Here is a 15356-nt window from a genome sequence, read left to right as displayed (position 1 = left end):
TTCTGTAATTTTTCTGGAGCGCCCGGAAAAAACTGGGCGCTCCAGGTGCTTTTTCCGTTTACTTCAGACCGGGGAGTTTCGGCCAGGTAAAGGGCCTGCGTCCCTGTGAAAATGGTTCCTCAAAATCGCGGGTTGGCTGGAAATCTTTGAGAAACTGGAACATGGAGAGGGCCGCCTTCTGATAATCCGGGTTCTTCTTCGCCTCTTCCACGAGATATTCCCATGAGTAGCCCTCAATCTTCTTGAGATCGGCGGTGGAGAGTTTGAATATCTTATGGCCGGACTTCTCGAAGAGCTTCAGGGCCTCTATATTGCCCGTCTCGTACCAGCTGCTCATGTAGGCGACGTTGGCCATTGCCGCCCTCTCGACGATGATTTTGAGGTCCGCAGGCAGTTTTTGCCATGCCTGCTTGTTGATCATGAGACCCATGACGGAAGAAGGCTGATGCCAGCCGGGACCGATGTTGTACTTGGTAACCTCGGCGAAGCCCATCTTCCAGTCGATCGAGGGGCTGCAGAACTCGGCGCCGTCAAGCGTGCCCATCTGAAGGGCCTGGTAGATTTCGCCGCCGGAGATCATAACCTGGGCCGCTCCCAGCTTCTGAAGGATGTGTCCTTGAGCTTTTCCGGACATCCGGAGCTTTTTCCCCTTGTATTCGGCCAGCGTCTTGATCGGCACCCGTGTTCGGATTCCGGATTCCATTGGGGTTACCGAAGTGATGAAGTACATCATGTTGTACTTGCCGAACAGGTCGTCGAATACCTGCTTCCCGCCGCCGTGGTAGTACCAGTTGATCATGTCGTACTGACCAAGCCCCATCGGATATGATCCCAGCAGGTCGAAGGCGCTGTTTTTGCCGGCCCAGTAGGATGGCCAGTCGCCGCCGCATTCTACGGCGCCTTTGGAAACGGTGTCGAAAACCGCGGTTGCCGGGACCAGTTCGCCGGCAGGGGAGACGGTTATCTGCAGACGTCCGTTACTTAACTCGTTGACTAATTTGGCAAAATTCTTGTCGCCTTCGATCAGGTTGATCGCTGGCGTCCAGGTGGTTACCATCTTCCATTTGATCGGTTGGTCCGCCGCTGTGGCGAGGCCGAAGCTCCCGCAAAAAAACGCCGCCATCGTTACGACAACAAGGAACATCAACTTTTTTTTCATCTTTCCCTCCTCATGTTTAGGTAAAATTACTCGCAACATCCTGAATGGTTTCATGTTTGGTTGTACCCACGCCGGGCATTGGGGTCAGCGTAACTAGAAAATTTTGAATCGATTGTTTGAAATCGATTCCTCACCATCTCAGATCGAAGCATGCGATTGGCCAATAATGCCTGCAATCGCCGTTCCCTCTCGCGTGAACAGCTTCCCGGCACCACCCCCTTTTCATCTTTTTTTAGAACCGATATTCAGTTTTTTGCCCGCTGCTTTTCGCTTTATGAACATCAAGCTTAGCTTTGTGAACATTAAGCTTCGCTTTGTGAACATTAAGCTTCGCTTTGTGAACATTAAGCTTCGCTTTCACGTCGTCGAAGCTCGCCACGGATGATTTTACCGGAACTGGTCATAGGAAGCTCTTCAACAAACTCTATCTCCCGCGGGTACTCGTGGGCGGCCAGACGGTTTCTGATGAAATCCCGAATTTCCACTGACAATTCTTTGGAAGCAGGCACCCCCGGTTTAAGGACAACAAAGGCCTTTACGATTTCCGTCCGGACGGGATCGGGTTTGCCGATCACCGCTGACATAGCCACAGCCGGATGTCGGAGCAGGCAGTCCTCGATTTCCGCCGGGCCGATTCGGTAACCGGAGGAGGTGATGACGTCGTCCTTCCGGGCTATGTACCACAGGTATCCGTCCTCATCCTTCTTTCCGAGATCTCCAGTCAGTGACCAGTCGCCGACAAATTTTTTCTCGGTTGCCTCGGGATTTTGCCAATAGTTGAGAAACATGACCGGGTCGGGACGGAGGATAGCGATTTCTCCTGTTGTTCCCGGTGGCACAATGTTTCCCTCTTCGTCAACAACCTCCACCTGGTGGCCGGGAATTGGCTTTCCCATCGAACCGCGTCGTATTGGCATGATTTCGCAGCAGTTTCCGACAACCAGGTTTACCTCGGTCTGACCGTAGAATTCGTTGATCTGCAGATCCATGACCTCCCGGCCCCAGTTGAGCAGTTCCTCTCCCAGCGTTTCCCCGCCGGAGCCGATTGTTCGCATGCTGTAGTCGTAGCGTCCTTTCGGGTTTTCCACCTGGCGCATTATCTTGAGGGCGGTCGGCACGATAAACGCATTGCGGACTCCGTATTTGGCGATAAAGTAAAATGCCTGTTCCGGGTCGAATTTTTTGGCGCTGTAGGCGAAGACAGGGACGCCGTGATGCCAGCTCGGCAGCAGGACATCCAGCAATCCTCCCGCCCATGCCCAGTCGGAGGGTGTCCAGTAAACGTCATCCTGTTTCGGAAAGAAGTTATGGAAGAATTCCACGCCGGGAATATGGCCGAGAACGACCCGGTGGGCGTGCAGAGCCCCTTTGGGTGGCCCGGTGGTTCCCGATGTGTAGATGATCAGGGCCGGGTCATCCGCCAGTGTCGGCACGGGTTCGAAACGGGAGGCGCCCTTCTCCAGCGTCGCCCAGAAATCGAGGGAGCTGTTATCCGGCTTCCCGTTAGTGACGAAAACAAGCTTTAAATCGGGGAGATTCTCACGGATGGCCGTTACCTTGGCAAGATTATCCCCGTCGGTGATGACGGCTTTTGCCCCGCTGTTGTTCAGACGATACTCGAGGGCATCAGGGCCGAAAAGGGTTGCCAGCGGAATCGCTATGGCGCCCAGCTTGTAGATGGCGACATGGGCGATTGCCGTTTCCGGACACTGCGGCAGCAGGATTCCAACCCGGTCGCCCCGCTCGACCCCGTGTGCGCGCAGGGCATTGGCCAGCCGGTTGGAGAGATTTTTGATATCCCAGAAGGTGTATTTTTCGGTCCGACCCTTGCCGTCATCGTAGATAAGGGCAAGGCGATAGCGCTGATCAGCCCACTTATCGCAGATATCAGCCCCGATATTGTACTGCTCCGGAATCTGCCAGCGAAAACTCCGATAAACCTCTTCGTACGTATCTTTCTTCTGTAACATCTTCTTCTGTAACATCTTGTTCTCCTTATTGTTCGGTGCCACTGTTCTGTGGTTGCCGGTTCGGTTGATTTCAGATGTTCAAGGAAAGCATCAGCCCTGGAAAGCCTTGTAATATAGGGAGACAATCTCCTGCGGGGTGGCTATCCGTGGGTTGTTTCCGGGGCTGCCGCTGGCGATGGCGTCCTTCGCCATTTGCTCGACAACCTCGTCCAGTTTCTTTTTATCCACGCCCAGTTCCTTAATGGAGGGAACCTCAAGATCGGCAACCAGTTTCTTGATGAGCATTGCTCCCTCTTCGGCGGCTTCTGTCGGAAGCAGTCCGGTTATATCGACTCCCATTGCCTCGGTGATTCGGGCATACCGGACGGGGTTTCCCATGATGCTGAATTCCATCACATCCCCCAGCAGCGTGGCATTGCTCAGGCCGTGAGGAATGTGAAAATAGGCGCCGAGCGGCCGGGACATTCCATGCACGAGGGCGACCGAGGCATTGCTGAAGGCGATTCCTGCCTGCATTGCTCCCAGAAGCGTCTGCGTCCGGGCTTCAATGTTGTTCGGATTAGCCCATGCCTGGGGAAGGTTTTTGAACAGGCGCTCTATTGCGGAAAGCGCCATGACATCGCTCAGTGGCTGGGCCTTCAGCGAGACATAGGCCTCGATGGCGTGGGTCAAGGCGTCAAGCCCTGTCGCCGCGGTAAGACCGCGGGGCATGCCGAGCGTCATCAGTGGGTCCACCAAGGCGATCCGGGGCATCACATGGGGACTTCCGATCAGCATCTTCACGTCCCGTTTCGTGTCGGTAATGATCGTGAAAATAGTCACCTCGCTTCCGGTGCCGGCTGTGGTCGGAATGGCGATCAATGGCATTCCCGGATTTTTTATCTTCCCTATGCCCATGTAATCTTCTATCTTTCCCGGGTTGGCGGCCATCACGGCAATGGCCTTTGCCGTATCTATCGGGCTGCCCCCTCCGACCGCGACGAGTACGTCGCATTTTTTCTGGCGCAGGAGTTGCAGTCCTTCTTCGACAAACTTGATAACCGGCTCGCTGGCGATCTTGTCAAAAATAACGGTTTCAATGTTTGCCGCCCCCAGAGAGTCTATTACCGGCTTTACGGCGCCTGTCTGCATCAGAATTTCGTCGGTGACGAGCAGCGCCTTTTTCGCCCCCAGGCGTGCAGCCTCGGGCCCGGCCTGTGCGGCGGCGCCACTTCCGAAATGAACAACAGACGGCATTTGAAAGATTCTGGAATCGTTCATGTAACCCTCCTTATGATTGTGTGAATGTAGCTTATATGAAAAATGTCGATATAAATGCAAACGAAATTAAACTTTTATATGAAAATGGATGCAAACATTTGTTATCACAGTTGATTGTGAATCAGCATTTTCATCATTCGTTGTGTCCGTGCCGGGTATGAAGGTTTATTCTCTGTTGCCTTCCTCAAGTGCGTCAGCACCCTCCCACCCTCAAAAACGGGAATGTTCCCTCAGAAAGCCCTTAATAGCCTCGTCACGCAGCTTGTTTGGCTGAAAGAGAATGCTGTAATGGTTGGTTCCCGGTATATCAATCCGCTTTGCAGTGAGAATTTCCCGCGTCATCCTCTCGACAACCTCCTCCGGCAGGAGAATGTCATCCTCGGCCAGAAGCCCTCTCGTCGCCCTCAGGATCAGCACTTTGCAGGCGATTTTTTTGTAAAAGGAGGCCGCTTTCATTTTCCCCAAATTGATTGCCTCTTCCTGAATGTGAAGCGGATCGATGTTCGCCTTTACGCCGCCTTCGACCTCGGTAAGCTCGTAACGGCAATAGGTCTCCAGTGCAGGCGACCAAGGCTGAAGATACGGAGCCTGCTTCATGGTGTCTATATAGGCATCCGCGGAGGGAAAAACCTTTCCCAGCCGCTCCAGCGCCGGCTTGATCCCGGAAAAGACCTTGGCCATCTGCTCTGCGGAAAGGTCGCCTCCGCCATCCACGAGGATGACGCTCTCAACCCTGTCCGGGTAAGTGGCGGCGAAGGCGAGGGCGATGAAGGCCCCCAGCGAATGCCCCATGATCACCGGACGCTTCAGGCCCAGATCGTCCTGAAGAGCCGCGATGTCCCGGCAGTGTTGTTCAACGGAGTAGCCTGTCGCCGGCTTTTCGGAATGTCCTCTGCCCCGCAGATCCATCGCGAGGACGCGGAACTCTGCTTCCAGGGAAGAAGCGACCACATCCCAGCATCGGCAGTTGGCCGTTATCCCGTGAATGCACAGGACGACTTGTCCGGTTGTTCCCCACTCGGCCAATTGAAGTTTAACCCCGTCGCCTTTGCCGGAGATCATGATTGGCTCACTCATATCGCTTCTCCTTTCGTTTATTCCGGCTGCAGTCCCTCTGCGGGTATGCAGTTTAATAACTCAAATTCCCAGGTATGATTTCCGGATGTAGTCGTTGTTCGTCAGTTCTTCGACGTTTTTTTCCATCACAACGCGGCCGTTTTCGATTACATACCCTCTGTCTATCGCCTTCAGACACTGTCTTACGTTTTGTTCCGCCACAAGGATGGCGACGCTTTCCTTGATCTTTCCGAGCCGCTCGAATAGTTCCGAGACAAGGCTGGGCTGCAGTCCCCCCGAAGGTTCATCAAGAATGAGGAGTCGCGGGTCTGCCATCAGGGCGCGGCCGATCGCCAGCATCCGCTGCTGTCCACCGCTCATGGTGCCGGCCAGTTGTTTGAATCGCTCCTTGAGTACGGGAAAGAGCTGGATGACGGTCTCGAGCTGTTCCGTCGCCTTCTGTTTTGCCCTCGGGATATGCAGGGCGCCGGACATCAGGTTTTCGAGTACGGTCAGCGTCGGGAAAAGCTCCCGTTCCTGCGGCACCACCGCAATGCCGCGCCTTATCCGCTGGTGCGTTTTCAAAGCGAGCAGGGTTTCGCCTTCAAAGAGGATTTCGCCGCTCGTTGGTTTGACGAGCCCCAGAAGGGTGTTGATCAGGGTTGTCTTGCCGGCGCCATTAGGCCCGAAAAGGCCGACCGACTCCTGTCCGACCTGCAGGGAGAGATCCCAGAGGATGTGCAGTTTTCCATACGAGACGTTGACCTCCCTCAGTGTGAGCATCATGTCTCCTCTCCAAGATAGGCGCTGATGACAAGTGGATTTGCGGAGACAGCCTCGTACGGCCCTTCCGCGATCACCTGTCCCCAGTCCAGGACTACCACCCGATTCGTCAATTCCTTGATGACCCGCATTACGTGTTCGACGATTCCGATCGTCACCCCCCGGTCATGAATTTTCCGCACCAGCTCGATCATCTCGAAGGTCTCGTCGGTGTTGAGACCCGCCATCACCTCATCGAGAAAAAGAATCCGGGGCCGTGCGGCCAGGGCATGGGCAATCTGCATTTTCTTTATTTCCAGCGCGGTCACCTTGGAAATGCCTCGCTGGACGTCCCCGAGACCCACAAACTCGCATGTTTCTTCTGATCTTTTTCTTGCCTCTCTCAAGGTGCACCCGCTGCCGAAGAGGGCCCCCACCATGACATTTTCCGCCAGGCTCAGATCTTCGAGGGGCTTCGCGAGTTGAAAGGTCCTGCCGATTCCGAGCCGGCAGATCCGGTGGGCCGGAATGTTCGTGATATCACGCCCCTCGAAAAAGATCCTTCCGCTCGTGGGAAGATAGATGCCGGCAATCACGTTGATCAGGGTCGTCTTTCCGGCGCCATTGGGCCCCAGAATGCCAAGGACTTCGTTTTCCCGGATCTCGAAGGTGGCCCCGTTGAGCGCGGCCAGCCCCCCGAAGAGTCTCTTCAGGTTCTCGATCTGTAAAATAGGAGCGGTCTGTACCTTTGAAATTGCCATCACCTTGCCTGCAATTTTTGACTGATGGTCCCCACAATTCCTTTGGGAAACAGGATGATTGCGATCACAATAATGACTCCGTAAACCAGCAGGTGACCATAGGGAATCTGCAGTTTCAGAAACTCCGCGGCGATTCCCAGCAGAACCGCCCCCAGAACCGGCCCCCAAGTGGTATGCATCCCGCCGAAAAGGGCCATCGCCATCGGAAGCAGGGCGAAGTCAAGGGAAAAACTTCCCTCCGGGGAGACGAAACCATGAACATGGGCATAGGCGCCGCCGGCAATCCCCTGAATTGCCGAGGTAACGGCAAAGACGATGACTAAGTATTTGAACACATTGATGCCGCTCGACCGGGCCAGAACTTCGTCGTTTCTGATTGAGGTGAGGGCGAAGAAAATTCGGCTTTTTTGAAATATTTCAGAGGCGATAACGGCGGTTATGGCAACCGCGAGGATTAGCCAGAAGGTACTGGTCGAATCCCCCGAAAAGATAGCGGCTGGCAAAACCAGCCCCTCGGGACCGCCTGTCAGATCCGGAAGATTCCTGATAATTACCCGGAAAATCTCCGCCAGCGCCAGGGTTACAATCGCAAAATACATGCCCCGAAGCTGCAGCACGGCAGTTCCGATAATCAACGCAAAAACACCGGCAGCGGCTCCCCCCGCCAGGATACTGACGAGCGGGTTCACGCCGGCATTCATAAAGATGAGGACGGCCGCATAGCCGCCTATTCCGAAGAACCCCGCAATGCCGAAGGAGAGCTGACCGGACCTCAGAAGCATGTCCCAACTCAGGGCCAGAGCCAGATAGATGAGGATTGTCCCGGCGACGCTCAGCAGGTATGTCCCGGTATAATAGGGAAGCGTGACAAGCAGGGCAGTGACAACGGCATAAAGTATCCAGCGGTTCTGTGTCTTCATCTGATTTGCCTTTGATGGGATCTGACGATAATGACACCTGTGATAAGCGCAAAGAAGATGATATCAGCCCAGCCGGCGTACCCCCTGAGAGAGAGGACAAGACTCTCCGAGACGCCGAGGATCAGGCTGAACACCGCAATGCCGACAAGATTTCCCATTCCTGCCATTGCGATGAGACAAAATGATTTCAAGGTGTAGGCGCCCCCCACGAGGGGGAAAATGGAATGCCTGGTCATGAAGATCGCCCCGATTGCCCCCACAAGGGCGATGGAGAGGCTGAAGATGATCAGATAGGTCTGATCGACATTGATGCCGACCAGTTTTGCGCCGCGCGGGTTTTGCCCGACGGCCAGGGCTGCCTGGCCGAGTCGGGTGTATTTCAGAAAGAGAAGCAGCCCTCCCAAAAGGATGGCCGCGGCGGCCACGTAAACGAACTCAAAGGTGCCGAACGAAAACGAACCGATGGCTGCCGATGCCGAGACATACCCCAGATGCACCTTGAGGGGCTGAGAGGTCCAGACCAGATTCGCCAGTTGCTGGAGGATCATTGCCAGACCGAACGTCAATAAAAGCTGATTAAGTTCCGGCGCGCCGAGCACGTACTTGATGGTTGTCAGATAACTGATAACGCCGATCACGGCGAAGGCTATAAAGGCGGGAAACATTGCCACGAACGGGTCCATACCGAAATGGACATTCAGCCAGTAGGCCAGGTAGGCCCCCAGCATCATGAATTCACCGTGCGCCAGATTGACGATTCCCACAATTCCGAGAACCAGGGCCATGGGAAGCGCGATCATGGCGTAAAGAGATGACCGCTGGATTCCCTCGACGAGTACGTAAGGTTTCCAGCAGGCCAGCGCGACCGCCAGGATCAGGCTTGCCAGGAGCCATTGCCAGATTCTCTGTTTGAACAATTCCTTCATCTTTTTTTCCAACTCGGGAACGGAGAAACTATCTTGGCTTTTGAGAACTCAAAGGGCCAGATAACCTGTTGAACCCCATTCTGCCATTGAAGTATCTTCTGCTTCGTGAATCCCTGATGTTTGATGATGTTGCTGGGTTTTATGGTCAGGGTTTCGCCAAGCGGGGAGACATATTTTGTTTCCTCCAGCGCCTTGATCAGGGCTGCCTTGTCCAATGTCCCGGCTTTTTTGATTCCCGCCGCGACAAACATCACATTTGTGTAGGCCAGGGGGGCGAAGTAGGTAGCCGGCTCCTCGCGATACATTTTGATGTAGGCATCCCAAAAATGTTTGCTGACAGGACTTACCTCCTTGATGGAAGGCGCCCACATGCCGTAAAGCGTTACCCCGTCCGCAAGCGGGGATTTGCCGAAATCCGCGGGCCAGCCCGGAGGAGAACCAAGAAAGACGGGAGGATTGAAGTCTATTTCTTTTGATTGTTCCATAATCGGCAACGCATCGGCGGCATACCCTACCCAGATGAAGAGATCCGGGTTGAACTCCTTGGCGTGTCTCAGGACGGCCCGGTAGTCACCCCCACCGACAGCCGCGCTCTTGAATGATTCCCCTTCGATCGCCGCATTTTTGTACAGCGTCTTGCTGGCCTTGAAGGAACCCGTACCGAAGGCGCCTTCCTCATAGGCCCAGAACTGCCGGGTCGTTTTCACCTGCGGGTACTTCTTGGTTACGGCTGCCCAGCCTTCCACATAACTCTCTCCCTGCTGATAATCCCAGGGGTGGAGATGGAAGAACCAGTTTGCGTCGGGCCCGAGGGCCTTTTCGCAGCCGTTGTAGGCGGCGCCGGTCCAGACGGTAACCTTCTCATATTTTTTCATGATGGGGATCTGGGCCAGAAGCACGCCGCTTGCCATGCCGCCGACAAAAATATCCACCTTGTCCACCGTTGCCAGCTTCTCGATGGCAGCGGAACCTTTTTCAGGTTTCATCTCGTCGTCAATGACGATCAGCTCGACGGGACGTCCGAGAAGTCCTCCCGCATCGTTGATCTCCTTGACCGCCAGTTTCATCGCCTTGACCCCCTGGTCGCCCGTGATATCGCCAAGAGGATAGACGGCGCCCAGTTTGATTGGCTCCGCGGCAGTTGCGCCGATAAGACTAAAACCGAGCAGAAACGCGAGAATTGTTGAACAAATAACGACAGCCCTTTTCAAATTCATCTCAGTACCTCCTTTTCTCAGTAACGCAGTTTTCGGTTTTCTGATCGTAAAATCATCAGTACGTCAGCACCATTCCGCCGTCAAAGAGCAGATCGCCGCCGTTGAGATAAGACGCAAAGCGGGAAAAGCCAAGAATGAAAAGGTTCCCGACCTCCACGGGCGACATCATCTCTTTTACTCGCGATTTTCCCATCATCACGTCACGAACGACTTCTTCAGCGGTGATGTGCCTCTGTTCGGCCTGTGCCTGGATCTGGTTCAGGGCGAGCTGTGTCTTGACATAGCCGGTGCTGACCGTGAAGGCGCGGATACGGCCCTCGCCCTCCGCGGCGATGGATTGCGCCAGTGCCCGCAGTCCGAATTTTGTGATGTTGTAAACCGGCTTGTTGATGGTGCAGATATGGCCGTGCACGGAGCTCATGTTGCCGATGACGCCTTTGCCGCCCGGGTTTTTATGGAAAAAGGGGGTGACTAATTGGGAGAGATAGAAGGGGGCCCGCAGCATGATCGCCAGCATCAGGTCGTATTTCGCCATCGGGAAATTTTCGATCGAGTCGATATGCTGGATGCCGGCGATGTTCGCGAGGTATCTGATATTCCCAAGTTTCGCCGCTTCCTGAACGGCGCGGACTATGTCGCTGTCTTTGGTCAGATCGGTTTTGACGAAGATCATCTGGCCGCCAAGCTGCCGGGCGAGCGCCTGGGTCTTCTGTCCTGCGGCCTCATCGACGTCAAGGCCGACGGTGATAAGGTTGTTCACCGAAGCGGCGACAGCGGTTGCTCTTCCGATGCCGCTGCCGGCGCCGGTTACGATGCAGACGTTCTGCAGATTGAAATCACCGTCATCGATTTTTAAAATGTCTTCCTTGCGTATTTCCGGTTCATTAATGTATGCATCCATGACCTGATCTCCTGATGATCTGAAAAATACAGACAAGCCGACACTTTTGGGGGTCGTCCTCCTGGTGGAACTGCTTTCTAAAGTTCTTCGAATAGTGGCAGCAGATTGTTGCCTGTGGCGTTAAATTAAGCAAAAGGAGTGCCAGATATTCAGTGGGGCAGGACTTCTTATATATAGTAATCATTTTGGTTACTTGTAAAATGGAACGTTTTTTATTTTTTTGTTTGTTTCCAATTGGCTACATGGTGTAGCATTGAACCTGTAGTTGTTTGGCTACATTTTCCCGCAACATTACAGCAATACACATTCTGGGTTCTGGAACTGATAATGGCAATATTGAAACTGAATTAATTCGAGGTAATTGCAAAACTCCGTGTCATGCCCGAATGCTTTTGTCGGGCATCCATGATTTCAGATAGTTAAAAGCTGGATTCCCGCTCAGAATCGTTGCGGGAATGACAGCGTTGGGAGTTTTGCAATTGGCTCATTCGTTAGGCAGTATTTATGAGGCAACTGATTTAGAATACCGGGTTATTTAGAATCCGTCGGTTCCGCGATGAACCAGCTAAGTTCTTTGTTGAAAAAGGACGGTTCGGTTAAGGTGATCCGGAACCCGGCTTGTGTCAAGGCGTGAGCGACCTCATTGGCCGATCGGAAACGGACGACTCCACCGTTAAAACGCAGTCGGGTGCCCTCCAGCCAACGTCCCAAGGAGGGACTATTTTTTGAAGAAACAATGCAGCGGAGGATCATGACGCTTTCCCCACTTGGGAGCATCCGATCGCGGATGCGCTCTAATGTGAGTTGCAGGTCCCCATCGGAGAGCATGTGAATCATGTCGAGAAGAAGTGCCGTATCTGCCCTTTCGGGTATTTCTGGTATTGCCGGAGCGTGACCAACTTGCATTACGCCGCGATCGCCAATGACGTGGTTGGCAAAGTGGACTCGGCGCCGGTCAGGATCAATGCCGATGACCCGCGCCGCCGGATAAAGGGCAAGGAGCCAAGCGGCGGGGACGCCGAAACCGCAACCGATATCCAAGATTATCCGGGGTTTTCCGACAAATTCTGCCAACCGGGGGAACATGGGATCGAAGAGGATTTTAAACCGTGCGAAAATGCGGGTATAGGCTTCCATGTGGCGATAACGTTTTAAAACGCGTTGAAAATGTTCCTTTGATCCTGCCTTGACGGTCCCTTGGGGCCAGGGCGCTGTGGCGAAAATACGTTTGGCGAACGGCGGGACGAGGGTGACCGCTCCCAGAAAGGAATATCCGACCCCCAAAAGCAGGGTGAGGCCGATGCTCTTCAGCATGACGTGCGTTGCCAGGGACAACACGCCGAAACCCAGAAAAGTAGTGGCAAAGGACAGAAATACGGATATTCGGATCAGCGCCAGGGACGGGTGGTCATCGTCCATGTAGCGCTGCCAGGAAACGACCAGATAGAGGGCGTAATCCGTTCCCATGCCGATAACGACGGCGGCAATCATGATGACCGGAATGCCGAGGGGCGCCCCTATGAGGTTCAAGGTGCCCAGGGTACAAACCAGGGAAAAGACCGTAGGCGCTATAGCGATGAGGGTCAAGGGAATATCCAGGAGGTATAAAAAAACGATGACTAAGGTCAAAAGGCCGATAATTATTAGTACCTTGAAGAATCCGTTCATGATGATAACGCCGAGGCGCTCTCCAAAGAATGCAGGATCAAAGATTTTTGCCGATCCTTCTGCCGTCAAGCGCTTGTAGAATGTTTCGCCGTGATAATGCTGTCCCGCCGTGAGAGTGGCGAACATTCGCCAGCCCTTTCCTTCCTTGTCTCGCACAATTCCCATAAGCGGATACAGGGCCTGGGGAATATCCGACGCAACAGCCTCCTGCGTCTTAATCTGCGCAGAGAAAGGCGCAAAAGCACCGGTGGCGAATCCGGCTTTGCGGGAGGCGAGCTCAAGATTTTTCTCCAGTGCGGTAATCCGCTCCGGCGTCCAGAAGGAGCGCCAGGCGGCAAAATTCTGGTCAGCCCTTTGCCTGTCCGGAAAAACCATGGGGGGCAGAAAAGCCGTGGAGATCACTCCCTTCGCCATTTCGTCATCAATCTGGGTTGCCAGCCTGTCCCCTTTTTGCCTGATGTCCGCAAATGTTCTGCCTTCCACTACAATATAAATCCGGTTCAGGACGTCGCCCCAGATATTTCTGATCTGCTCTTCCGCCGCGGCTGTTTCCGGAGAAATGGAGTTCATGGCGTTGAGATCAACATGAAAGACGGGCTTGGCGAAGAAAAGCATTACCACAAACAAGGCTATCGCCGCCCAGGCTTTTCCCTGCGGCCCTGCAGACATTAACGCCTTTACCGCTTTCCGTAAGGGGGCAAAACTTTGGCGACGGGCAGCAGGCATTTTGGGAAAAACGAAGGGATATACGGCATGAACGAAAATAAAGGTAAATAAAACGCCCAGGGCGGCAAAGATGCCAAGCTGGGTCAGAGCGGGGAATCCGCTCAAAAACAGGAAGGCAAAGCTGACTGCTGTAGTCAGCATGGCCAGTGCGCCCAGGGTCCAGACCTCGCGGGATGCTTCCAGGCCGTGCGTTTCGTAGGGACGATCCAGGAAAAGGAGGTAGGCAATGCCATAGTCAACGGTAAAGGAAATGATGGCGCCGCCGAAGCCGATAGCCAGCATGGAGATGCTTTTCTCAAAAAGGGAATAAACGAAAAGAGCCACGATGGTTCCCGCCAGGGCCGGCAATAATGCCAGCATGCCGATGAACGGCCGGGGAAAGCCGAAGATGAGCAAAAGACAAATGGCCAGCGTGGAAAAAAGCACGGCCCTCCGGGTGTCGCTCTTGGCGGCTGTTTCATTGTCCAGAGCGGCCCGGTAGGCGCCCATGGGTGTTACGGCAAAAGAGACGCCTTTTGCCGCATAGGTTTTTTCAAGAGAGGCGGAAATTGCAGTGAAAAGCGCGTCTGCCTGATGCGCAAAGGGAGAGGAAAGGGCAGGGGGCGCCGGTTCGGCCATAAGCAGGAGATGCTGGCCGTCAGCGGAAACAAGACGTCCGCGTTGAATTTTGATTCCCCTGCCGGGGGCAAGGGGGGCCAGGCGGCTCAGTACCAGGTTGCGTAACGCCAGCGGATCTCGGGCGATTAGATCAGTTTGGCCGATGCCCTCGAAGTTTTGGAGTAGATTGGCCTGAGTCTGAAGCTGTAACTGCATCTGCTGAAAATCGAGGAGCGGTTTGACGCCTGCATCTAATTCTTTGGCCGTGAACAGTACCGGAAGATGCTGCGAAATGACCGTCGCCAGCTCCGGGTAATGCTGGAATGCCTCATCCATACCGACTTGTCGGAAGAGGCCGCTTTCCCGAAGCCTTTTTTCAACCAGGGAGGCCCCTTCCAGCAAAAGTCCCATATCGTGGGGACGGCAACTGAGATCGACGACGATCCGGTCCTGGAGGGGATGATGGGAGATGACAAAACGCGCGTCGGCAATCACCGGGTCATTGCCGGGCAGGGCATTGATGATATTCGTCTCAATCGAGAGGCGTTTTTGCGTGCTCCAGGCAAGGGCAATGACGGCCAGGACGACGATGATCACAAAGGGCCAGCGGAGGGAATAGCGCCTCAATTTTGTAAATCTCTTCAATCGCTGGCTCGCCTCCCCTCATGTACCGTCAATCCCAGGGCTTCCCGGTAGCGCGTCTCCAGCCTCTCGGCATACTGCCGTTCTTGACCGTATTCGGGAGGCGCCAGCGGCTCCCAGAATTCCAGTTGGATAGCGGATGTTGCAAAGGGCGGATAGCGCCACTTGTCCCCATGGGTGAAGAAGGGCGGATCGTTCCTGATGAGCATCGGCTGAATCGGTACGTTTGCCATACGGGCCAGCCTGAACAGGCCATGCTTGAAGGGGTGGAGCCCGCCTTGGGGCGAGCGGGTGCCCTCCGGGAAAATCAGGAATTTATAGCCCGTCTGTATCATGTCCCTGGCTTGCAGAAGTGTGGCGACGGGGCTCACATTGCCTGCCTTCGGGGCGGGGATGTAGCCGGACAGTTTGAAAATCTTGCCGAGGGGTAAATCAACGGCCAGGCTGCTTTTGACGATCATGGACAGCACCGGGATGCGGCGGATGAGGAAAAGGACGTCGAATAGTCCGGGGTGATTGGCGACAATCAGGCAGGGGCCATTATAAAGACTGCCGATAGGGGGTTTTTCACAAAGAAGGCCGAATACATTGAGCAGGAAAAGCCAAATTCCGAACAGAAAACGGTGGACGTTCTGCATCTGGCAGGGCCGGGATCCGCTTAGCCGGGACAGCAGCCATAAAACCGGAAAAACAAAAACCAGTTCCAGGAGGATGCCCACAAAAAATAGTCCGAAGAGGGCCAACATGACAGCGCCCTTGATGCGACGAACAAACGTCACCCACATGGCAAA

At 54.4% G+C, this 15356-nt stretch carries 12 protein-coding genes; all 12 read right to left on the bottom strand.

What is annotated here, in order from left to right:
- Positions 1-58 precede the first annotated feature (58 nt).
- The 12 genes from dctP to M0P74_14060 all read right to left on the bottom strand — a co-directional run bounded on the left by dctP (position 59) and on the right by M0P74_14060 (position 15350).
- A complete protein-coding gene (gene dctP, locus M0P74_14115; protein MCK9364718.1) occupies positions 59-1159 on the bottom strand; it encodes a TRAP transporter substrate-binding protein DctP in 1101 nt (366 codons plus the stop codon).
- A gap of 344 nt (positions 1160-1503) precedes the next feature.
- Positions 1504-3144 (bottom strand): acyl-CoA synthetase, encoded by a 1641-nt coding sequence (locus M0P74_14110; GenBank protein MCK9364717.1) that lies wholly within the window; start codon positions 3142-3144, stop codon positions 1504-1506.
- 75 nt (positions 3145-3219) lie between these two features.
- Entirely contained in the window at positions 3220-4389 is a 1170-nt protein-coding gene (locus M0P74_14105; protein ID MCK9364716.1) for an iron-containing alcohol dehydrogenase, read from the bottom strand.
- 210 nt (positions 4390-4599) lie between these two features.
- Positions 4600-5466: an alpha/beta hydrolase gene (locus M0P74_14100; GenBank protein ID MCK9364715.1), complete on the bottom strand. Its 867-nt coding sequence runs from the start codon at positions 5464-5466 to the stop codon at positions 4600-4602.
- A 60-nt stretch (positions 5467-5526) separates the two neighbouring features.
- Entirely contained in the window at positions 5527-6231 is a 705-nt protein-coding gene (locus tag M0P74_14095) for an ABC transporter ATP-binding protein (GenBank protein MCK9364714.1), read from the bottom strand.
- On the bottom strand, positions 6228-6968 hold the full coding sequence (locus tag M0P74_14090) for an ABC transporter ATP-binding protein (protein MCK9364713.1): 741 nt from the start codon (positions 6966-6968) through the stop codon (positions 6228-6230). Before M0P74_14090 ends, M0P74_14095 begins: the two co-directional genes overlap by 4 nt.
- Positions 6968-7888 carry a branched-chain amino acid ABC transporter permease gene (locus tag M0P74_14085; GenBank protein MCK9364712.1) on the bottom strand — a complete coding sequence of 307 codons (921 nt, stop codon included), beginning with the start codon at positions 7886-7888 and terminating at the stop codon, positions 6968-6970. Before M0P74_14085 ends, M0P74_14090 begins: the two co-directional genes overlap by 1 nt.
- On the bottom strand, positions 7885-8814 hold the full coding sequence (locus tag M0P74_14080; GenBank protein MCK9364711.1) for a branched-chain amino acid ABC transporter permease: 930 nt from the start codon (positions 8812-8814) through the stop codon (positions 7885-7887). The genes M0P74_14085 and M0P74_14080 overlap by 4 nt, the downstream gene beginning before the upstream one ends.
- Positions 8811-10031 (bottom strand): ABC transporter substrate-binding protein, encoded by a 1221-nt coding sequence (locus M0P74_14075; protein ID MCK9364710.1) that lies wholly within the window; start codon positions 10029-10031, stop codon positions 8811-8813. Before M0P74_14075 ends, M0P74_14080 begins: the two co-directional genes overlap by 4 nt.
- A 55-nt stretch (positions 10032-10086) precedes the next feature.
- Positions 10087-10932: an SDR family oxidoreductase gene (locus M0P74_14070; protein ID MCK9364709.1), complete on the bottom strand. Its 846-nt coding sequence runs from the start codon at positions 10930-10932 to the stop codon at positions 10087-10089.
- Between the two features lie 531 nt (positions 10933-11463).
- On the bottom strand, positions 11464-14568 hold the full coding sequence (locus tag M0P74_14065) for a methyltransferase domain-containing protein (protein ID MCK9364708.1): 3105 nt from the start codon (positions 14566-14568) through the stop codon (positions 11464-11466).
- Positions 14565-15350: a 1-acyl-sn-glycerol-3-phosphate acyltransferase gene (locus M0P74_14060; protein ID MCK9364707.1), complete on the bottom strand. Its 786-nt coding sequence runs from the start codon at positions 15348-15350 to the stop codon at positions 14565-14567. Before M0P74_14060 ends, M0P74_14065 begins: the two co-directional genes overlap by 4 nt.
- Positions 15351-15356: the final 6 nt, after the last annotated feature.

The organism is Syntrophales bacterium (assembly GCA_023229765.1).
Taxonomy (GTDB): domain Bacteria; phylum Desulfobacterota; class Syntrophia; order Syntrophales; family UBA5619; genus DYTH01.
This window is presented reverse-complemented; position numbering and strand designations above follow the sequence as displayed.